Below are 20,214 nucleotides of genomic sequence, written 5' to 3'. Positions count from 1 at the left end.
CGGCGAGAGAGGAGGGAGCCTGTGCGTATTCTGGCCACGGCGGCCTTTGCCTTTGCCGCCGCTGTGTTCAGCACCCTGGTCCTGCCGGAGGGCAGCTGGCTCCCCATGGGCCTGGCCGCCCTGGCGGGTATGACCCTGTGCGCCCTCCTGCGCCGGTGTACGGCGAAAACAGAGGCAAAACGCCGCCGGAACTTCCTTCGGGCGGCTCTCATCTGCGGCGGCGCGGCGTTGGGCCTGCTGTACACAGTGGGCTATCGCCAAGTCGTTCTGACCCCGGTCCAGGCCCTGGACGGGCGGACGGTGCGGTTCGAGGCCGTGGTCCGGGAGTGGCCCGTCAGCCGGGACCATGGCCGCTGGCAGGTCCCCGTGGAGGGCGGGGAGGAGGGCGAAAAAGCCCTGTCCGCCCTGCTGTTCACCGATGACCAGGGGGCTAGTTTGCGTCCGGGGGACCGGGTGACAGGGGTGGCCCACTGCACCGCCGCCACCCACACCCGCACGGGGGAGGACATCACCTACTATACCGCCAAGGGCATCTTTCTCCAGGCGGATCTATACGGCAAGCTGGAAGTGGAGCCGGGGGCGGAGCCCTCCTGGCAGTACTGGCCCGCCTATCTGTCCCGAACGCTGAAAGGGGGCATTGACCGGGCCTTTCCGGCGGACGTGGCCCCGGTGGTCCAGGGCATCGTCACCGGCGGGCGGGAAAATCTCAGCGATACCTTCACCAGCTCCCTCCAGCGCACGGGACTGTCTCACACGGTGGCGGTGTCCGGGATGCACCTGGCCTTTCTGGCAGGGGCGGTGACCCTGCTTTTGGGCCGGGGCAAGCGGAGCGGGGCCGTGTGTACGTTGATCCTGGCTGTGCTGTTCTGGGGTGTGGCCGGAGGGACCCCCTCGGTGAGCCGGGCGGCGATGATGCTGGCCCTGCTCCAGATCGCCCCGCTGCTGGGCCGGGAGCGGGACAGCTTCACGGCCCTGGCCTTCGCCCTGGCGGTGCTGCTGCTGTGGAACCCCTTCTCCGCCGCCCACGTGGGCTTGCAGCTGTCCTTCGGGGCGGTGGCGGGTATTCTGCTGGTGTCGGACCGGGTGCAGGATGCCATGATCGATTTCTTTCACCTGGACCGGCCCAGAAAGAGCCTGGTGGTCCGGCTGGCCCTGGCCGTGCCCCGGTTTTTGGTGGCCACCCTGTCGGCCACCCTGGGCGCGTCGGTGCTGACGGTGCCCCTGGCGGCCCTGCACTTCGGCCTGGTGTCGTTGGTGTCGCCCCTGTCCAACCTGCTCACCCTGTGGGCGGTGGCGGGACTATTTCTGGGCGGCCTGTGCGTGGGCCTGGTGGCCTGCGTGCTGCCTGGACCGGCGGCTGTGCTGGCTTTTCCCTTTACACTGTTGGGGCACTATCTGAACTGGGTGGTGCAGAGCCTGGGGCGGATGCCGCTGGCCGCGCTGCCCCTGAATTCCTTCTATTACAAGGCGTGGGTCGTCTATCTGTGCCTGCTGCTGGCCCTGGCGGCCCTGGTGCGGGGACAGAAGGGGTGGATCATCCCCGGCTGCGCAGCCGTGACGGCGCTGACCGCCTGCTTCTGGTTCACCGCCTTGAGCTTTCAGTCCGGTGGGCTGACGGCAGCGGTGCTGGATGTGGGTCAGGGGCAGAGCGTCCTCCTCCGGCTGGACAGCCGCCTGGTGCTGGTGGACTGCGGCGGCGACGGAGTACAGGACGCGGGGGACACGGCGGCGGACTATCTCCAGACCCGGGGCGGGGACAAGCTGGACGCGCTGGTGGTCTCTCACTACCACAGCGACCACGCCAACGGTGTGCCCGAGCTGCTGCGCCGGGTGGAGGTGGATCTGCTCCTCCTGCCCGACGTGGAGGAGGGCGACCCCCTGCGGGAGGAGATACTAACTCTGGCGGCAGAGCGGGGCGTGGAGGTCCGGTTCGTTCACTCGGACACCCGGCTGGACTTCCCCGGCGGCCAAAGTTTGACCGTCTTCCCACCTTTGCAGTCGGCGGGGGAGACCAACGAACTGGGGCTGTGCGTGCTGGCCTCCGCCGGGGATTTTGATGCGCTCGTCCCCGGGGACATGAGCGGCCAGGGGGAGGCGCGGCTGCTCGCCCACACTCAGCTGCCCAAGATCGAGGTGCTGGTGGCGGGACACCACGGCTCGGCCACCTCCACCACCCAGCCCCTGCTGGATGAATACAGCCGGAGACGGCCATCATCTCCGTGGGCAAAAACAACCGCTATGGCCACCCCGCCCAGGAGACACTGGAGCGGCTGGCCCTGGCCGGGACCAACATCTACCGCACCGACCTACAGGGGACGGTCACCGTCCGCAGCGGGGCAGACTAAACCAAAAAGCGAGGAGGGGCAGCCATGCCGCCCAAGAAGAAGCCGGACACCGCCGGATATCAAAAACTGAAAAAGGACCTGGCGGACCAGCGCCCGGGGCAGCTGTATATCCTCCACGGGGAGGAGACCTATCTCCGGGACTATTACCTGGGCCGCCTGCGGGAGCAGCTGCTCACCGGGGGCATGGGGACCTTCAACTTCCACCAGATCGAACCAAAGGACATGTCCCCCCACGCCCTGGAGGAGGCCATCGACTGCCTGCCCATGATGGGGGAGCGGACCATGGTCCAGGTGACCGACTTCGACCTGTTCAAGTGCGGGGAGAAGGACCGGGAGGGCTATATCAAGCTGTTTTCTCAGCTGCCCGACTATGTGTGCGTGGTCTTTGTCTATGATCTCATCGACTATAAGGGGGACGCCCGGACCAAGCTGGCCGCCGCCATCAAAGAGCATGGCACGGTGGCCAACTTCGTCCGCCAGGATCAGGGGGACTTGGTGGACTGGGTGCGCCGCCGGTTCCGGGCGCTGGGCAAGGACATCGACTCCCGCCTGGCCCTGGACATGATCTTTCTGTGCGGCGACCTGATGACCAACCTCATCGGGGAGATCGAGAAAGTGGGGGCATACGCCCGGCAGAAGCACATCACCATGGGGGACATCCAGGCGGTGGCCACCCCCCAGCTGGACGCGGTGGTCTTCCGCATGACCGACGCCATCGGCGAGGGGAAGTTCGACCAGGCCATGTCCGTGTTGGGGGAGCTATATCAAATGCAGGAGCCGCCCATCAAGATCATGTGGTCGGTGGGGCGGCAGATGCGGCAGCTGTACTCCGCCCGCCTGGCCCTGGAGCAGGGCAGGGGACCGGCCTACGTCGCCCAGCTGTGGGGCATCAAGCCCTATCCCTCGGAGAAGCTGATGCGCAGCGCCAAGCGGTTCAGCCTGAAGTGGTGCCGCCGGGCGGTGGTGCGCTGCGGCCAGATCGACCTGGCCATGAAGTCCTCCGGCCAGGACGGAAAAGAGCTGCTCACCGGCCTGATGCTGGAACTGGCCAACCCCACCTGACCGTAGGGGCCGATGTCCTCATCGGCCCGAAACCAGACCGTAAAATGGGCCGCTGGGGACAGCGGCCCCTACGGTCACGAAATTAGAATTAGAATGGGAGAGTACCTATGCTGCGCATCAAAGAGGCCATTGTGGTGGAGGGCCGCTATGACAAAAACACCCTGTCCCAGGTGGTGGACACCCTGATCTTAGAGACAGGGGGCTTTCACATCTTCAAGGACCCGGAGCAGATGGCCCTGCTGCGCCGTGCGGCCCAGCGCCGGGGCCTCATCGTCCTCACCGATTCAGACGGGGCGGGCTTTGTCATCCGCAACCGCATCCGGGGGGCGGTGCCCCAGAGCCAGGTGAAGCACGCCTACATCCCCGACGTCTACGGCAAGGAACGCCGCAAGCGCCAGCAGGGGAAAGAGGGCAAGCTGGGGGTGGAGGGCATGACCCCCGCCGTACTGGAGCAGGTGCTCCGCCGGGCCGGGGCCACCGTTTTAGATGAAGCCCCCGGACAGGACGCAAAGACCGCCCCCGCCCTGACCAAGGCCGACCTGTTTTCCGCCGGGCTCACCGGCAGACCGGACAGCGCCGCCCGCCGTCTGGCGCTGCTGAAGCGGCTGGAGCTGCCCGAACACATGAGCGCCAACGCCCTGCTGAACGTCTTAAACGGCTGTTACAGCCGAGAGGAGGCAAGAGAGCTGCTGGGGCTTTCGTAAAAGTCTGATTTTGAAAAAAGGCCGTCTGCTAAAAATGCAGGCGGCCTTTTCTATGCCCCATTGCGACCGCTTTCTCCCGGCCTGGCCGGTATAATAGAGGGCACGACAGGGGGGACAGGTATGACGGTGATCTATGTGGACACCCTGTTTCTGCTCAACGCCATGGTGGACTATCTGCTGCTGCTGGCGGCGGCCCGGCTGGCGGGGGAGCCGCTGGCCCGGCTGCGCTTTCTGCTGGGCGCCCTGTTGGGCGGGGGGTACGCGGTGGCCATTTTCCTGCCGGGGCTGGCCTTTCTCCGCCATCCTCTGTGCCGGGGGGCGGCGGCGGTGCTGATGCTGCTGGCGGCCTATGGGGGCAGCCGCCGTCTGGTCCGCCAGGGGGTCATCTTTCTGGCATTGTCCTGCGCCTTTGCCGGGGGTGTGCTGGCGGTGGGGCTGATGGGCGGCCAGGGTCTGGCTCTGGGGCGCAGCGGGGTCATTTACTCCCCCTTGGACCTGAAGCTGGTGCTGCTGTCGGCGGCGGGGTGCTATGGGGCGCTGACCATGGTGTTCAGCCGGGTGGGGCGGCACACCGCCGCCTCCGGGGAGCTGCTGCCGGTGCGGCTGACCATAGGGGAGCGGACGGCGGAGCTGGTGGCCCTGGTAGACACGGGGAACACCCTCACCGACCCGGCATCGGGCCGCCCGGTGATGGTGGCGGAGGGGGACAGGCTGACGGCTCTGTTCCCCAAAGAGTGCCGCCCGGAGCGGGATGACCTGGAGGACCCCACCTCCGGCCTGGTGCGGCTGGGCCGGGGCGCGTGGCGGGGGCGGTTCTCTCTGCTGCCCTATCGGGCGGTGGGGGTGAGCCGTGGCCTGCTGTTGGCGGTGCGGGTGGACCAGATCCAGCTGGCGGGGGAGGACAGGGGGCCGCTGCTGGTGGCATTGTCCCCCACGCCGGTGTCGGACGGGGGCGGCTATGGGGCGCTGATCGCCCCTTTATGATGGAAAGGACGGATGGAGGATGAACAGGTTCCTACGGGGGCTGAGAGAGCGGCTGGCGGCGCTGCTGGCCCGGCTGGGGTTGGCGCAGCCGGGAAAGATCATGTATATCGGGGGCAGCGACACCCTGCCAGCCCCCCTGAGCCGGGAGGAGGAAGGGGCCCTCATCGCCCGCCTGAAGCAGGGGGACGACCAGGCCCGGAATCTGCTCATCGAGCACAATCTGCGCCTGGTGGCCTACATCGCCCGGCGGTTTGAGAACACGGGCATCAACATCGAGGACCTCATCTCCATCGGCACCATCGGCCTCATCAAGGCGGTGGGGACCTATCAACCCGCCAAGAGCATCAAGCTGGCCACCTACGCCAGCCGATGCATTGAAAACGAGATTTTGATGCACCTGCGCAAGACGGCCAACCAGAAGACGGAGCTGTCCTTTGACGAGCCGCTGAACACCGACTGGGACGGGAACGAGCTGCTGCTGTCTGACGTGCTGGGCACCGAGGGGGATTTAGTTATGAAGCCCATCGAGGCGGATGTGGACCGGCAGCTGCTCCGCCAGGCCATGTCCCGCCTGTCCCCCAGAGAGCGGCGGATCATCACCATGCGCTTCGGTCTGGATGGCCGCCGGGAGCGCACCCAGAAAGAGGTGGCCGACCGGCTGGGGATCTCCCAGTCCTATATCTCCCGCCTGGAAAAACGAATTATAGCCCGGCTGAAAAAAGAACTGGTCAGAATGATGTGAAAAGAGGAAGCAGGGGCCGGGCGGCTCCTGCTTCCTGTGCTTTGTGTGAGATTTTGGGGGAGAGACTTACAGCAGCTCGGCCAGATCAAAGATCAGCTGCCGGGTCTTTTCCCAGCCGAGACAGGCGTCGGTGATACTCTTGCCGTAGGTGCACTCGGTGATCTTCTGGCTGCCGTCCTGGATATAGCTCTCGATCATCAGGCCCTTGACCAGGGCGTTGATGTCGGCGGAGTACCGCTTGGAGTGCATCACTTCCTTGGCGATGCGGGTCTGCTCCAGATACTGCTTGCCGGAGTTGGCGTGGTTGCAGTCCACGATGCAGGCGGGGTTTTTGATGGCTCGATCCGTATACAGCTTGTACAGCTGGACCAGGTCCTCGTAGTGGTAGTTGTGGACGGCTCTCCCCCCGCTCGTTTACGCAGCCGCGCAGGATGGCATGGGCGTAGGGGTTGCCATAGGTCTCCACCTCCCAGCCGCGATAGAGAAACATGTGGTCGCCCATGGCGGCATAGATGGAGTTCATCATCACGCTCAGGTCGCCGCCGGTGGGGTTCTTCATGCCCACGGGGACGTCCAGTCCGCTGGCCACCAGGCGGTGCTGCTGGTTCTCCACCGAGCGGGCACCCACGGCCACATAGCCCAGGATGTCGGACAGGTAGCGGTGGTCCTCGGGGTAGAGCATCTCGTCGGCACAGGCGAAACCGGTCTCCTCCACCACCCGGGTATGGAGACGGCGGATGGCGATAATGCCAGCCAGCATGTCCGGCTTTTTGCTGGGGTCGGGCTGGTGGAGCATCCCCTTATAGCCGGCGCCGTTGGTGCGGGGCTTGTTGGTGTAGACCCGGGGGACGATGAGGAGTTTGTCCTTCACCTGCTCCTGCACGGGGACCAGGCGGTGGACGTAGTCCATCACACTGTCCTCACGGTCGGCGGAGCAGGGGCCGATGATCAGCATCAGCCGTCTGTCCCGGCCGTCCAGAATGGCGCGCATCTCCTCCACCCGGGCCAGGCGCGTGGCGGAGACCCGTTCAGACAGGGGAAACTCCTTTTTGATCTCCATGGGGATGGGCAGTTTGCGAATGAACCTGGCGTTTTGCCGCATATCTGAATACTCCTAACGAATCAATAGTCTTTTTATTTTACTGCGTTTTCCCCGGTAACACAAGGGAAAGATTGACCGGATGGGCCGTTTTTTCACAAAGTCTGTCGAAACAGCCCGTGCCGGGTGCAGTGCCGGCAGAGCGGGGCGCATCCATCCCCATGGTGAGAGTGTCAAAAAAGCCTGTCATTGCGAGGAGGGCAAAGCCCGACGTGGCAATCCGTAACCCCCCGTCCCTTGGCCCCCTTGTGAAAGGGGGCTGTCAGCGAAGCTGACTGAGGGATTCCGGTTTTAGGATAGCTTTCCGAGGGTCGGAATCCTTCCGTCACGGGCTGCGCAGCCGTTGGCAGCTCTGCTGCCTTACGGATGCGGCGTACCCCTTGCGGGTGCTTCGCCGTGCCACCTAGCCCTATCCCTTTTGTCCCTTCGGGACATTTCCCCTTGATAAGGGGAATCGGCCTTTGACAAGGGAGGCTGCCCTCTCAGTCACGGCTCACGCCGTGCCAGCTCCCCCACAGGGGGAGCCAAGGGAACGAGGGGGGCGTACCCCTTGCGGGTGCTGCGCTCCTCGGAATGACAGAAACGGGTTTATTGACACGCTGCCCCATAGCACGGCGGACGGTCTGCTGCATCTGCCGGGACGAGTTTATCGGGAAAAGGTTTGACACCGGCGGGGAGATAGAGTAAACTGAACATAAAATCTCGCTGTTTTAAGGTGCGTGAGTGACAGAGCCATGAAACGAAATACGAAAGTTTCCACGGCGGTGATCCGCCGTCTGCCCCGGTACTACCGCCAGCTGTCGGAATTGCAGGAGGCGGGGGTGGTGCGCATCTCCTCCAGCGCCTTGGGTAAGTCCATGGGCCTGACGGCCTCTCAGATCCGCCAGGACCTGTTCTGCTTCGGCGGCTTCGGCCAGCAGGGCTATGGCTATAAAGTGGACAGCCTGAAGGGGAAGATCGGGGAGATCTTAGGCATCAACCAGGGCCACACCCTTGTGGTGCTGGGGGCGGGCAACTTGGGCCGTGCCCTCATCAAAAACTTTAAGTTTTCCAGCAACGGCTTTCAGCTGCTGGCCGCCTTTGACGTAGACCCCAAGGTGGTGGGGACCCAGATCGCGGGGGTGCCCGTGTATCACATGGACCGGCTGGAGGAATTTCTGGCCGGGCACCAGGTCCACGTGGGCCTGCTCACCGTGCCCATGGCCGCCGCCCAGGAGGCGGGGGACCGGCTGGCCGCCGCCGGGGTGAAGGGCCTTTGGAACTTCACCAATTACGAACTGAACATCCCCCAGGACAGCGGCGTGGTGGTGGAGTCGGTCCACTTCTCCGATAGTCTGCTGGCCCTGAGCTATATGATCTCCCAGTCGGAGAAGGAGAACGAACCGCCGGAGGAGGAGCCCCAATGAAAAAACGAATGATCCGGTTGCTGTGCGCCGCCGGGGTGCTGGCGGCCATGGCCTGCGGGGCCTGGGCCCTCACCTCCCCGGACGGGCTGGTGAGCTTGAGCTATCTGAACAATACGTTCATCCCCTCCGCCGTGGAGAAGGGGACAACGGCGGCCTATAACAAGCTGCAGCAAACCTATGACAGCGCCAAGGCCACGTTAGATTCTTTGGCGGGGAAGAACACCTCCGGCGGGAGCAAGCAGGAGGAGAGCGCCACCCTGGCCCCCAAGAGCTGGGGGGAGGGGGACGCCGTCACCCTGCCCACGGGCAGCGGGGTCCTGCTGCTGGAGGGCACCGTGCGGGTGACGCACGCCGGGGCGGTGGTGGACGTCACCGCCGGGGGAGAGGTGGCCTCCGGCCAGACGCTGAAAACGAACCACCGCTATCTGGTGGGGGAGGACACCTCCGCCCAGTTCACCGTTCTGTCCGGCGGGGCCAGCATGGGGGTGCAGGGCAGCTATACCTCCACCAAGGGCGGCACCGCCGCCACCCCGTTTTACGACGTGAGCAGCGCCGACTGGTACTATGAGCCGGTGCGGTATGTGTATGAGAAAAACCTGTTCTCCGGCATGGACGACCACCATTTCAGCCCCAACGGGGCCATGAACCGGGCCATGCTGATGACGGTGCTCTACCGCATGGGCGGCTCCCCCTCGGGGCAGCTGCAGAGCGCCGACGTGTCCTTCCGGGATGTGGCCGACTCGGCCTGGTACGCCCCCTATGTGAAGTGGGCGGCGGCCCAGAAGATCACCGCGGGCACCAGCCCGGACACCTTTGCCCCGGAGCAGCAGGTGACCCGCCAGCAGGTGGCGGTGCTGCTGTACAGCTTTGCGGGGAACTATCTGGGCAAGCAGACCGACCAGCGGGCCGACCTGTCTGGCTACAGCGACCTGAACCAGGCCAGCGACTGGGCCAGAGAGGCCCTGTCCTGGGCGGTGGGCACGGGGATCATGGGCAGCTCCTCCAGCGACAGGCTGACTCTCAGCCCCCAGAAGAGCGCCAGCCGGGCGGAGGTGGCCGCCATGCTCCGGGCATTCTCCGAAAAGATGGCCTGAGATAGTCTGAGAGGGCCTGACCGGCCAGAACCCATTTGCCCCCGGCGCATATGATAGGATTGAGAGCGGCAAACAGCCATCTCAAAACTTTCATAACGGGAGGTACTCATATGGGGTGCTGCAATAACGGTTGGGGCGGCGGAGGCTGTCTGTGGATCATCGTCCTCATCATCATCCTGTGCTGCTGCTGCGGCGGCGGTTGGGGCGGCTGCGGGTGCAACAACGGCTGCAACAATGGCTGTGGCTGCAACAACGGCTGCTGCTAAACAAATACTTGGCAGAAGACGCGGGCCTGCGGGTCCGCGTCTTTTGCATTATCAAAAATTTTTGAAAAAACCTGTGACCAAAACGAAAATTTATCGAGTAGATAGGTGAAGAGGCTCTATCACAACGAGAGGAGAAATGAAGATGGAGGACGATCACATTATTGACCTCTATTGGGCGCGCTCAGAAGATGCGATCACAGAAACCTCGGAAAAGTACGGGAAATACTGCTATGCCATCGCCTATCATATTCTTTCAAATGCAGAGGACGCGGAGGAAAGCGTGAATGATACCTACCTTGACGCTTGGCATAATATGCCGCCGCACCGTCCGTCTATTCTCTCTACATTCTTGGGAAAAATCACCCGCAGAGTATCCATTGATAAATGGCGGGGGCGTACCGCAGATAAGCGTGGCGGCAGCGAAATTGTGTTGGCACTTGATGAATTGGCGGAATGTGTTCCGTCCGACCATAGCGTAGAACGCGAAGTAGAAGCCGCAACATTGGAAACGATAATCAATGATTTTGTAATGAGTTTGCCCCTTATGGAGCGACGAGTTTTTATCTGCCGCTATTGGTATCTTGACCCAATTTCAGCGATTGCCGAGCAGTTTGGCTTTTCGCAGAGCAAGGTGAAAATGATATTACATAGGCAGAGACAGAAACTACAATCTATTTTAGAAAGAGAGGCGTTTTTGTAATGACAAATGAGAAGATTCTTGATGCCATCGGCGGAATCAATGATGAGGCCGTACAGGATGCTAAAGCATATCGAGACACAGGCGTTCACCATTTTCGGCGTATTCCAACAGCCTTGATCGCAGCTATAATTGCAGTCCTTTTGATGGGAGTGGCTGCAGCTGCGGCCATCTATGGCTCTGATATTCAAAGCTGGTTTGCCAGCCAATGGGAGGCACTTACCGGACAGCCTATGAGCAACGATCAGGCTGCAATCATTGACCATCTGAGTCAGAACATTGGTATGAGTCGATCTGCAGAAGGCGTCACGGTTCGTGTGGATTCTGCGACAGTTGGCAACGACTGCTTCTATTTGCTGTTACGCGTGTCTGGCGTGGAATTATCCGAAAAGTACGATTATGGATTTGAGGACTTTGACTCGAAAATTGAACCAGATCCCTTTACAGCCGCTTCCGGCGTGGGAGGGTTTGGAACTCAATATTTGGGGCTTGACAATGACGGAACGGCCTTGATGCTATTCAAGCATGAATATGTGGGTCACAATGATACCGAGCAAGATAACAGCCCTTTAGAGATAACTTTGAGGTTGACAAACTTTGTCCGAAACAAAAATGTAAAAGTAGATAAAGTGCTGGCAGAGGGAACATGGGATTTTACATTCACGCTTGACCGCAGCCAATTTCCTCAAACTGCAAAATTACCTGATGCCGAAATGCAGGTCTATGATCCTTATAAACAAGAAGATGCGTCCGTTACAATTACAAACATCGAATTGACCTGCACAGAGATCCGTTTTCAGTATGATTATCATAACGGAGAGATTGATCCACCTGAGCCGATCACAGCTATTTTGGATAACGGAATAACGGTCGATTGCAGCAGCGGGAGCGGCTATGTTCTTGCAGATGATGTTACACTAGCTTGTTCATATCAATGGAGAATCCCTATTAACATCGACGAGGTAGCTGCAATTCAAATCGGAAATACGCAAATTGATATTCAATAATCATAATCACGGGGACGGTTCTTATAATCAGAGAACCGTCCCTCTGACCATTTTCCCACCGAACGCCCTCGTCGATTTACTGTTGCCGCAGCATGAAAAAGAAAATGGCGGGGTGGGGGGAGGGGAGGCTGCATTTTCGGCGTTTTCTGGAAAAGGAAAGCACAATGTTTCGAAATGAAGAACAGCGTACCACCTAAAATTGCGCAGGATGCACGAAACCATGCAAAATAAACGAAAGCCGTTTTGGGGCGTGGGGACGGCACAGCGGGGAAAAGCCGGAATTTCTCCCCGGAAAACCGGAAAAATCCCCCGGAAATGGGACGAGCTTCGGTTGGGCGGAATAGAATTCAATCTTGCATTTTTCACAAAAGAGGTGTATGATATACCCTGTGAAGAAAGCCGACGGTCTTTTGTTCTGCGTCCGGGATTTTGACAAAAAATTAGACGCAGGGGCGGACCGGCGGGTTTTGTCGTGCGCCCGTTCCCATGCCAGGGCGGACGAACGGAGATACGAAGCGCATCCAGAAAGCAGTTCCGGGCATATCCAAAGCGCCCAAGCACACACAGGTGAGCACCGGAGGACCGCAGACGAAAGGCAAGTATCTTCCGGTCAGCGCGATTGCAGTCATAGGGAGGTCGAAATCTGAATGAGCAATTTTCTCAAGCGAGCCGCACACGGTGCGGCGGTCCCACATGAGAAGCGGACTTCCAATCTGGAGACAGTAGTGATGCCTCTGCCCTCCAAGATTGTCCTGTCCATGTCCCAGCACATCGGAGCGCCCGCCGCGCCCACGGTGAAAAAGGGAGATCAGGTCTATGTGGGCACAGTGGTGGGCAAGGCCGGCGGCTTTGTCTCCTCTGACATCCACTCCGGCGTGTCCGGCAAGGTGGATGGCATCACTACCATCATCGGGTCCAACGGGTCCAAGCAGACCGCGGTGGTCATCATCCCCGACGGGGAGCAGACCCCCGACCCCGCCGTGGCCCCACCTGAGGTCACGGACCTGAAGTCCTTCCAGGACGCGGTGCGTGCCAGCGGTCTGGTGGGTCTGGGCGGCGCAGGCTTCCCCACGGCGGTGAAGCTGGCCCCCAAGAACCTGGACGAGATCGACACGCTGGTCATCAACGGCGCAGAGTGCGAGCCCTATATCACCTCTGACAACCGCTGCATGATCGAGGACACCCACTTCATCTTCAGCGGCATCAAGGCCGTGATGAAGTATCTGAACATCCCCAAGTGCGTCATCGGCATCGAGGGCAACAAGCCCGAGGCCATCGCCAAGATGAAGGATGCCATCGACGCCCCGGGCATCGAGGTCAAGACCCTGGCCTGCCGTTACCCCCAGGGTGCTGAGAAGGTGCTCATCGAGAACTGCACTGGGCGGGAAGTTCCCTTCCCCGGTCTGCCCTCTGACGTGGGGGTCATCGTGATGAACATCACCTCCGTGGCCTTTGTGGGCAAGTACCTGGAGACCGGTATGCCCCTGACCACCAAGCGCCTGACTGTGGAGGGCGACATTATTAAGGAGGCCAAGAACGTAGAGGTCATTATCGGCACCCCCGTTCAGGAGCTGCTGGACTTCTGCGGCGGCCTCACCGACGAGCCGGGCAAGGTGCTCTACGGCGGCCCCATGATGGGCGCCTGTATCGCCGACCTGTCCCAGCCCGTGCTGAAGAACACCAACGCGGTGATGGCCTTCTCCAAGAAGTGGGCCCATCTGCCCAAGCAGACCAACTGTATCCACTGCGGCCGGTGCACCAACGCCTGCCCCCTGGGCCTGTCCGCCAAGGAGATCGTCCAGGCCTATCAGGACGGGAACGTGGACCTGCTGAAGGAGCTCAACGCCGACCTGTGTATGAGTTGCGGCACCTGCTCCTTCGTCTGCCCGGCCAAGCGGCCTCTGGCCCCCTCCATCGCCCTGGCTAAGATCATGATGAAGAACGGAGGGAAAAAGTAATGGGCAACAAACTCATCGTTACCGCCGCGCCCCACATCACCGGGCCGGACACCACGCAGAAGATCATGCAGCGGGTGTGTATCGCCCTGCTGCCCACTCTGATCGCTTCCATCCTTATTTTCGGCTTTAACTCCCTGATCCTCACGGTCATTTCGGTGGCCGCCTGTGTGTTCTTCGAGTGGGGCTATTGCAAGCTGACAGGCCGTGAGGTCCCCGTGGGCGACTTCTCCGCCGCCGTCACCGGCGTGCTGCTGGCCTTTAACCTGCCCGCCACCCTGCCCTGGTGGATGGCCATCGTGGGCGCGTTCATCGCCATCGTCATCGTCAAGCAGCTGTTCGGCGGCCTGGGCTATAACGTGGCCAACCCCGCCATCGTGGCCCGCATCGCCCTGGCCATGGGCTTTGCCAGCCGCATGGCCAACTATCCTCACCCCGCCAACGGCATCGACGCCCTGGCTTCCGCCACCCCTCTGGCCGTCAGCGGCGATTTGGGCGCGGCCAACTATGTGACCCTGCTGCTGGGCAACCACGGCGGCGTGCTGGGCGAGACCTGCGCCATCACCCTGCTGCTGGGCGGCATCTATCTGATCGCCACCAAGGTCATCAGCCCTGTGATCCCCGTGACCTATCTGGCCACCGTGGCGGTGCTCAGCGCCGTCTCCGGCCATGACCCCATCGTGCAGCTGCTCTCCGGCGGCCTGATGCTGGGCGCCTTCTTCATGGCCACCGACTATGTCACCTCGCCCACCACCAACAAGGGCAAGCTGGTGTTCGGCATCGGCCTGGGCATCATTACCTGCGCCATCCGGTTCCTGGGCACCATGAACGAGGGCGTGTCCTTTGCCATCCTGCTGATGAATCTGCTGGTGCCTTACATCGAGATCCTCACCCGTCAGGACCGGCTGGGCATTGCCAAGGCCAAGGCCAAGAAGGAGGGTGCAGCGAAATGAGCAACTGGAACAAGATCTTTAAGCCCATCGTGGTTTTGTGCGTCATCTGCATCGTGGTCACCGGCGCGCTGGCGGCCACCAACGGCATGACCGCCCCCATCATCGAGGCGGCCACCCTGGCGGCCCAGGAGGCGGCCCGTACCGAGCTGCTGCCTGACGCCCAGGGCTTTGAAAAGGTAGAGGGCATCGACGTGGCCAACGTCAGCGATGTGTACCGCACCACCAACGACGTGGGCGTGGTCATTACCAGCAGCGCCAAGGGCTACGGCGGCGACGTGGTGGTCATGACCGCCATCACCCCCGACGGAAACATCAAGCAGATCAAGGTCACCGAGCAGTCCGAGACCAAGGGTATCGGCAGCAACGTGGTGGCCACCCCCTCCTATTGGGAGCGGTATGAGGGCGTGTCCGCCGCCCAGGCGCTGGTCCTGAACCAGGACATCGACGCCTACTCCGGGGCCACCATCTCCAGCCGCGCTGTGCTGACTGCCGTGAACTCCGCCATCGAAGCCTACAACCAGATTCCTTAAAGGCAGGTGAGTCAAGATGAGTAATAATAGCAAACTGAGCATTCTTACCAACGGTATTCTGAATGAGAACCCGGTGCTCCGCCTGGTGCTGGGCACCTGTCCCACCTTGGCCGTGACGACCATGGCGTCCAACGGCATCGGCATGGGCCTGGCAGCCACCTTCGTGCTGCTGTGCTCCAACGTGGCCATCTCCGCCCTGCGGAAGATCATCCCCGACCAGGTGCGTATTCCCTGCTTCATCACCGTCATCGCCGGCTTCGTCAGCCTGGTGCAGATGCTGGTGAAGGCCTATGTGCCCGATCTGGACACCGCCCTGGGCGTGTACCTGCCCCTGATCGTGGTGAACTGTATCATCCTGGGCCGCGCCGAGATGTTCGCCTCTAAGCACGGCATCGTGGACTCCGCCCTGGACGGCATCGGCATGGGCATCGGCTTTACCATCACCCTGACCATCATGGGCAGCATCCGCGAGATCCTGGGCTCCGGCACCTGGATGTCCGGCCTGGGCAGCCTGATCCCCGCTCTGGGCTCTGACTTCGCCATCCGCGTCATCCCCGAGTCCATCGACTCCTTCTTCTGATGACCAGCGCCCCCGGCGGCTTCTTCGTGTTCGGCGTGATGATGGCCGGCGCCACCTGGCTGACCACCCGCCCCAAGAAGAGCGCCCCCGCTGCGGAAGGAGGTAATGCGTAATGGCCATTAAGCTCGCCAGCATTTTCTTCACCATGATCTTGGTGGACAACTACGTCCTTGCCAAGTTCCTGGGTATCTGTCCTTTCCTGGGCGTGTCCAAGAAGTTGGACAGCGCCGTGGGCATGTCCCTGGCCGTCACCTTCGTCATGGTCATGGCCACCGCCGCCACCTGGCCCCTGTACATGGGCATCCTGGCTCCCAACGGCCTGGAGTATTTACAGACCATCGTCTTCATCCTGGTCATCGCCATCCTGGTACAGCTGCTGGAGAACTTCTTGAAGAAGTTCATCCCCGCCCTGTATAAGTCCCTGGGCGTGTATCTGCCCCTGATCACCACCAACTGCACCATCCTGGGCGTGACCATCCTGAACCTGGACAACGGCTATTCCTTCCCCGAGAGCATCGTCTGTGCCGCCGGCGCCGGTATCGGCTTCCTGGTGGCCATGGTCCTGTTCTCCGGCGTGCGCCGCAAGGTGGAGCAGGCCATCGTGCCCGAGTGCTTCAAGGGCCTGCCCATTACCCTGGTGGCCGCCGCTATGACGTCTCTGTCCTTCATGGGCTTCGGCGGCATTGTGGAAGCCATCTTCGGTGTGTGATAGGGAGGGGGAGTTAGTAGTATGAGTCCTATTTTAATGGCAATTATCGTTGTCACCGTCATCGGCCTGGTAGGCGCGGTGATCCTGGTGGCCGCCTCTATCTTCATGTATGTGCCCGTGGACGAGCGGGTGGAGAAGATCACCGCCGCTCTGCCCGGCGCCAACTGCGGCGCCTGCGGCTGCGCCGGCTGCGCCGACTACGCCAAGTGCGTGGTGGAAGAGGGCGCGCCCGTAAATAAGTGCGTCCCCGGCGGGGCCAAGGCCGCTGCCGCCATCGCCGAGATCATGGGTGTGGAGGCCGGCGCCTCCGTGGCCATGAAGGCCGTGGTGGGCTGCTCCGGCACCTGTGAGAAGACCGGCAAGCAGTTCGAGTTTGAGGGCATCCACAGCTGCCAGGCCGTGAAGGGCCTGTACAGCGGCGACGGCATGTGCAAGTACGGATGCCTGGGCTATGGCGACTGCGTGAAGGCCTGCCCCTTCGACGCCATCCACATCGTGGACGGCATCGCCAAGGTGGACCGGGCCAAGTGCGTGGGCTGCGGCGCGTGCGCTGCGGTGTGCCCCAACTCCGTCATCTCCGTCATTCCCGAGCACAAGCGCAAGCCCGTGGTCCTGTGCCAGAACAAGGACAAGGGCGGCGACACCCGCAAGGCCTGCACTGCGGGCTGCATCGGCTGCATGAAGTGCGCCAAGGCCTGCCCCAAGGAGGCCATCACCGTGGAGAACAACCTGGCCCACATCGACCAGGACAAGTGCGTGGGCTGCCAGCTGTGCGTGAAGGAGTGCCCCGTGGGCGTCATCCACGTGCCCGCCAACGAGTAAAAAGTCAATACTCCATAAAAAATTCCGTCTGCTCAAGGCAGACGGAATTTTTTTGTGATAAAGAGACCCTCTCCGTCCAGTGTGCGCACTGGCCACCTCCCCCAAAGGGGGAGGCAAGGAGGGGAGAGGTGCGTACTTGGCTCTCCCTGTGGGAGAGCTGGCACGGCGTGAGCCGTGACTGAGAGGGCAGTCAGCCCTCAGCGGTGTCAGGAGAAACGCTCTGGATGGAAGCCCGCCCGTCGATGGTCAAAGCGTAGGCGTCCAGAATGTCGGTCTCCTCCTCGCCGGGCAGGGCGTGGTCCAGGGTGATCCGGTCCCCGATATTCAGGGTGACGGCCTGGCGGTCCTGGGCGGCGGAGAGGGCATAGAACACGGTCTCGCCCTCCAGGCGAAGGAAGTAATAGGTGCTGCCGCTTAAAACGGCGGAGCGGATCTCGGCGATGGCGCCGCTGGCCTGGGTCTTGGGCAGCTCCTCCGGGGTGGTGACCCCCTTGTCAGAGAGCATCTGGATATAGGTCTGCTCGCAGGCGGAGACGGTGGCCCCGGTGGCCACCAGCTGATACTGGGCCACGTTGACCATGGCGTAGCTCTTCACCAGATTGGTGTTGTCCAGCAGGGGGATGAAATAGGTGGGCTCCCCGGCGATGTTCAGCAGCAGGGGGAAGGTGGACACATAGCCCAGGTCCTGGACCACGCCCTCGGCAGAGGCCCGGGCCGCCGCCTCCGTCGCGCCGGGGGCCTCGTAGAAGTGGGTCTCTTTGGTGCGCATGTTGCACAGCAAAAAGCCCAGGTTGGACTGGTCGGCGTTGGCGGAGGTCACACCGGTGTAGGCGTATACATCGTCGTTCATGGCGATGTAGTTATAGCCGTCGGTGGTGATGGTCACGTCCCGCTGGCCCAGCAGGGAGTTGATAAAGCCGTGGATCAGGGTGCCGTGGTAGTCATACTGCTGCATGATGAGCTCGGGCACATACAGGGTGTCCACCCAGGTGGGGACCTCCTTGTAATACTGGCACTGGCCGGTGATGGCGTCCACCAGCACCGCGCCCTGGATGTCCGTGCCCCCGAACAGGCCGATGGTCTTCACCACCCGGGGGGCGATCCACCAGGGGTGGCCGCTCTCGTCGATCTCAAACTCCGGGGTGGAGAACATCATGGTGGGGTAGTGGAAGCGCAGGTGCCGGACGATGTTCCGGTTCAGCGGCTCGGAGAAGGAGTATTTCATCCCCTGGGGCAGGCGGGTGACGGTGGCCTCCTGGGTGACCATGTCCACCACCACATAGGCGGGCAGGCCCTGGCCGCGGTTGGTCAGCCACTTGAACAGGTCGGCATAGGCGATGGGAGCCACCCGCACCGGACGGCCCTGATAGTTGATCTGGGTGGAGTCGCCGGAGTACTCGAACTGGCTGACCATGTCGCTGAGGGTGCCCATCTGCCGATCCCCCAGGAATTCGGCGGAGGTGCGGTCCAGGGTGGGGATCTCGTTGAAGGAGATCTGGGCCACGTCAGAGGCAAAGTCCCCGGTCTGCACCGTCAGCAGGTCCCGATAGGCCGCCGCCCGGAGCAGGGGCATGGAGACGACGTTGCCCACAGCGGCTATCACGACCACCGCCACAAACAGTAGTCCCACCGGCAGACAGCGGCTCTTGATGAATTTCAGCCACTCGCGGAGCTTCTCCTTGGGGGTGCGGATCACGTTGTCGTGGGGTGCGCCGGACAGGAGAAAGACGCAGACGACGTATACGGCGCACAGCAGGCCGAGAAAGCTGTAGAACTCCCCGGCGTGGGGGTTCAGGGCGGGCAGGGTGACATAGAAGTACCCAAAGCCCACCGCCGCCGTCACCGCCAGGCTGAGCAGGGTGCGCCCAAACCGGCTTTTGGGCAGGCGTATTCGATTGTGTGACAAAATAGACCTCCTTTAACGTGGGTGGATAGATGCTATATTAGGATACACGATTTTTCCGAAAAAAGCAAACCGGGCGGGCCATACAGGACCCGCCCGGGAATTTTGTCAGTTGTCTAGCGGGATGGCCCAGCTTTGCAGCAGGGCGGTGAGCTGGGGGGTGTAGTCCAGCGCTGCAATATAGTCATACTCCTGACTGGGCAGGGTCCCCAGGGGGAAATTTATCTCCAGACCATCCGGGAGAAAGACCAGATGGTCCGGCTGAAACGCCGCGATCATTTCAGCCTTCAGGGTAGGGCTCTCGGGTTTGGACAGGGAGACCAGGGCCTCCGGCACCTGCTCCGGCGAAATGGAGAACAGGGAGAGGGGGTCCAGCCGCGCCCCGGTCTCCCGGTCAAAGGCGTCCCCCAGGCGCAGCTCTGTTCCGGAGCCGTCATTGCTCAACAGGGTCACGGTGGTGAGGAAATATATGACCCGGCTGCTGGCGGCGCTGGGGGAGACAGTCCGCTCCACATAGAAGGGACGGAAGTCCGGGTTCGTCCGATAGTCCTGATAGGCCGTCTCCACCTGCTGCTTTATGTCGTACAGCAGACCCTGCCGGTCATAGTAGGCGGAGACCGCCTCCTGGGCCGCCGGGCTGAGATCATCGAAGCTGGCCACCCCGCCAACGGACACGTTTTCCGGGCCGGAGGGCGGGAGCTCCCGCAGCAGCTGCTTCCCGTCCCGCAGGCGGTAGATGTTGGAGGCGAAGGGACTGCTGTCATACTGTATCAGGTCGATCTCCGTCCCGTCGGACAGAGCAAAGACATTCTGCGTCACTTGGCCGATGATGGAGATCTGATCTGCGGAAAAAGCGGCCAGCGTTCTGCCATCCTGGGCGGTGAGGGTCTGGCGGCCCCTTTGGCAGAAGACGGAGACCACCACGCCCTCCGGCGGCTGGCGCAGGAAGTCCTCCGCCGACAGGGTGTCGCTGGGCAGGACGATGGCCTGTCCGGTCATCAGGACGCCGAAGCGGTCTCCCTCCTCCGTCTGCACCACAAAGGAGGAGAGACTGGTGTCCCCGTCCGTGCTCCACTCCACCACCTCGCCGGACAATTCAGTCAGACTGCCGTCAGAGTGTCCAAAGGCGAAGACCAAGAAGAGGATGAACAGGCCATAGATCAGGCAGACCAGGGCCAGCAGGCCGCTGACCAGGTGCAGGGTAGGGCGGCCCCTGCTTTTGAAAAACAGGACCGTGCAGAGGAAAAACAGCAGCAGGAAGAATGCCATGGCGCTCCGGCTGAGGAGCGGGGAGAGGAGAAGCTGAAACAGACCGGTGGCGGAAGTCATGGTCGGCTCCTTTCCAGATGTGGGTGG

Annotated in this window: 17 protein-coding genes and 2 pseudogenes; 16 read left to right on the top strand and 3 right to left on the bottom strand. The window is 62.0% G+C overall.

Going from position 1 to position 20,214, the window contains the following annotated elements:
• The first annotated feature begins 21 nt into the window (after positions 1-21).
• From ACSAMP_RS11815 to sigE, 5 genes are all read left to right on the top strand, one after another.
• Entirely contained in the window at positions 22-2,415 is a 2,394-nt protein-coding gene (locus ACSAMP_RS11815; RefSeq protein ID WP_457800596.1) for a ComEC/Rec2 family competence protein, read from the top strand.
• Positions 2,370-3,407 (top strand): DNA polymerase III subunit delta, encoded by a 1,038-nt coding sequence (holA, locus tag ACSAMP_RS11810; RefSeq protein ID WP_457800595.1) that lies wholly within the window; start codon positions 2,370-2,372, stop codon positions 3,405-3,407. The genes ACSAMP_RS11815 and holA overlap by 46 nt, the downstream gene beginning before the upstream one ends.
• Positions 3,408-3,514: 107 nt before the next feature.
• Entirely contained in the window at positions 3,515-4,111 is a 597-nt protein-coding gene (locus ACSAMP_RS11805; protein ID WP_457800594.1) for a ribonuclease M5, read from the top strand.
• 120 nt (positions 4,112-4,231) lie between these two features.
• A complete protein-coding gene (locus ACSAMP_RS11800) occupies positions 4,232-5,095 on the top strand; it encodes a sigma-E processing peptidase SpoIIGA (RefSeq protein WP_457800593.1) in 864 nt (287 codons plus the stop codon).
• A 19-nt stretch (positions 5,096-5,114) separates the two neighbouring features.
• Positions 5,115-5,837 carry an RNA polymerase sporulation sigma factor SigE gene (sigE, locus tag ACSAMP_RS11795; protein WP_457800592.1) on the top strand — a complete coding sequence of 241 codons (723 nt, stop codon included), beginning with the start codon at positions 5,115-5,117 and terminating at the stop codon, positions 5,835-5,837.
• A 66-nt stretch (positions 5,838-5,903) separates the two neighbouring features.
• Here sigE and ACSAMP_RS11790 read toward each other — a convergent pair.
• A pseudogene (locus tag ACSAMP_RS11790) lies at positions 5,904-6,939 on the bottom strand (3-deoxy-7-phosphoheptulonate synthase).
• A gap of 731 nt (positions 6,940-7,670) precedes the next feature.
• Here ACSAMP_RS11790 and ACSAMP_RS11785 point away from each other — a divergent pair.
• The 11 genes and pseudogenes from ACSAMP_RS11785 (at position 7,671) to ACSAMP_RS11735 (ending at position 16,955) form a co-directional block, all read left to right on the top strand.
• Positions 7,671-8,342, top strand: a complete 672-nt coding sequence (locus tag ACSAMP_RS11785) for a redox-sensing transcriptional repressor Rex (protein ID WP_457800591.1) — start codon at positions 7,671-7,673, stop codon at positions 8,340-8,342.
• Entirely contained in the window at positions 8,339-9,436 is a 1,098-nt protein-coding gene (locus tag ACSAMP_RS11780; RefSeq protein ID WP_457800590.1) for an S-layer homology domain-containing protein, read from the top strand. Before ACSAMP_RS11785 ends, ACSAMP_RS11780 begins: the two co-directional genes overlap by 4 nt.
• Positions 9,437-9,546: 110 nt before the next feature.
• Complete coding sequence (locus ACSAMP_RS11775) at positions 9,547-9,702, top strand: hypothetical protein (RefSeq protein ID WP_457800589.1); 156 nt, start codon at positions 9,547-9,549, stop codon at positions 9,700-9,702.
• Positions 9,703-9,844: 142 nt separating this feature from the next.
• Positions 9,845-10,402: an RNA polymerase sigma factor gene (locus tag ACSAMP_RS11770; RefSeq protein ID WP_457800588.1), complete on the top strand. Its 558-nt coding sequence runs from the start codon at positions 9,845-9,847 to the stop codon at positions 10,400-10,402.
• Positions 10,402-11,406 carry a hypothetical protein gene (locus ACSAMP_RS11765; protein WP_457800587.1) on the top strand — a complete coding sequence of 335 codons (1,005 nt, stop codon included), beginning with the start codon at positions 10,402-10,404 and terminating at the stop codon, positions 11,404-11,406. The genes ACSAMP_RS11770 and ACSAMP_RS11765 overlap by 1 nt, the downstream gene beginning before the upstream one ends.
• A 647-nt stretch (positions 11,407-12,053) precedes the next feature.
• On the top strand, positions 12,054-13,364 hold the full coding sequence (rsxC, locus tag ACSAMP_RS11760; protein WP_457800586.1) for an electron transport complex subunit RsxC: 1,311 nt from the start codon (positions 12,054-12,056) through the stop codon (positions 13,362-13,364).
• Positions 13,364-14,314 (top strand): RnfABCDGE type electron transport complex subunit D, encoded by a 951-nt coding sequence (locus ACSAMP_RS11755; protein ID WP_457800585.1) that lies wholly within the window; start codon positions 13,364-13,366, stop codon positions 14,312-14,314. The genes rsxC and ACSAMP_RS11755 overlap by 1 nt, the downstream gene beginning before the upstream one ends.
• A complete protein-coding gene (locus ACSAMP_RS11750; RefSeq protein WP_457800584.1) occupies positions 14,311-14,844 on the top strand; it encodes an RnfABCDGE type electron transport complex subunit G in 534 nt (177 codons plus the stop codon). Before ACSAMP_RS11755 ends, ACSAMP_RS11750 begins: the two co-directional genes overlap by 4 nt.
• A gap of 16 nt (positions 14,845-14,860) precedes the next feature.
• Positions 14,861-15,537: pseudogene (gene rsxE, locus ACSAMP_RS11745) on the top strand (electron transport complex subunit RsxE).
• The gene (locus tag ACSAMP_RS11740; RefSeq protein ID WP_147563880.1) at positions 15,537-16,133 is read left to right on the top strand and encodes an electron transport complex protein RnfA; all 597 of its coding nucleotides are present in this window, start codon (positions 15,537-15,539) and stop codon (positions 16,131-16,133) included. The pseudogene rsxE and the gene ACSAMP_RS11740 overlap by 1 nt, the downstream one beginning before the upstream one ends.
• Positions 16,134-16,154: 21 nt before the next feature.
• Complete coding sequence (locus ACSAMP_RS11735; protein ID WP_457800583.1) at positions 16,155-16,955, top strand: RnfABCDGE type electron transport complex subunit B; 801 nt, start codon at positions 16,155-16,157, stop codon at positions 16,953-16,955.
• Positions 16,956-17,145: 190 nt separating this feature from the next.
• On the opposite strand, the gene ACSAMP_RS11730 is transcribed toward ACSAMP_RS11735, so the two are convergent.
• Positions 17,146-18,861, bottom strand: a complete 1,716-nt coding sequence (locus tag ACSAMP_RS11730; protein ID WP_457800582.1) for a CvpA family protein — start codon at positions 18,859-18,861, stop codon at positions 17,146-17,148.
• Between the two features lie 105 nt (positions 18,862-18,966).
• Positions 18,967-20,187, bottom strand: coding sequence for a hypothetical protein (locus ACSAMP_RS11725; protein ID WP_457800581.1), 1,221 nt, complete (start codon positions 20,185-20,187; stop codon positions 18,967-18,969).
• Positions 20,188-20,214 lie beyond the last annotated feature (27 nt).

It is taken from the genome of Flintibacter sp. SJQ-8, from assembly GCF_054108085.1.
This window is presented reverse-complemented; position numbering and strand designations above follow the sequence as displayed.

Bases quoted from the DNA above. Each gene is read 5' to 3' on its own strand.
- holA (WP_457800595.1), top strand. From the start codon at position 2,370: ATGCCGCCCAAGAAGAAGCCGGACACCGCCGGATATCAAAAACTGAAA.
- ACSAMP_RS11805 (WP_457800594.1), top strand. From the start codon at position 3,515: ATGCTGCGCATCAAAGAGGCCATTGTGGTGGAGGGCCGCTATGACAAA.
- ACSAMP_RS11800 (WP_457800593.1), top strand. From the start codon at position 4,232: ATGACGGTGATCTATGTGGACACCCTGTTTCTGCTCAACGCCATGGTG.
- sigE (WP_457800592.1), top strand. From the start codon at position 5,115: ATGAACAGGTTCCTACGGGGGCTGAGAGAGCGGCTGGCGGCGCTGCTG.
- ACSAMP_RS11785 (WP_457800591.1), top strand. From the start codon at position 7,671: ATGAAACGAAATACGAAAGTTTCCACGGCGGTGATCCGCCGTCTGCCC.
- ACSAMP_RS11780 (WP_457800590.1), top strand. From the start codon at position 8,339: ATGAAAAAACGAATGATCCGGTTGCTGTGCGCCGCCGGGGTGCTGGCG.
- ACSAMP_RS11775 (WP_457800589.1), top strand. From the start codon at position 9,547: ATGGGGTGCTGCAATAACGGTTGGGGCGGCGGAGGCTGTCTGTGGATC.
- ACSAMP_RS11770 (WP_457800588.1), top strand. From the start codon at position 9,845: ATGGAGGACGATCACATTATTGACCTCTATTGGGCGCGCTCAGAAGAT.
- ACSAMP_RS11765 (WP_457800587.1), top strand. From the start codon at position 10,402: ATGACAAATGAGAAGATTCTTGATGCCATCGGCGGAATCAATGATGAG.
- rsxC (WP_457800586.1), top strand. From the start codon at position 12,054: ATGAGCAATTTTCTCAAGCGAGCCGCACACGGTGCGGCGGTCCCACAT.
- ACSAMP_RS11755 (WP_457800585.1), top strand. From the start codon at position 13,364: ATGGGCAACAAACTCATCGTTACCGCCGCGCCCCACATCACCGGGCCG.
- ACSAMP_RS11750 (WP_457800584.1), top strand. From the start codon at position 14,311: ATGAGCAACTGGAACAAGATCTTTAAGCCCATCGTGGTTTTGTGCGTC.
- ACSAMP_RS11740 (WP_147563880.1), top strand. From the start codon at position 15,537: ATGGCCATTAAGCTCGCCAGCATTTTCTTCACCATGATCTTGGTGGAC.
- ACSAMP_RS11735 (WP_457800583.1), top strand. From the start codon at position 16,155: ATGAGTCCTATTTTAATGGCAATTATCGTTGTCACCGTCATCGGCCTG.
- ACSAMP_RS11725 (WP_457800581.1), bottom strand. From the start codon at position 20,187: ATGACTTCCGCCACCGGTCTGTTTCAGCTTCTCCTCTCCCCGCTCCTC.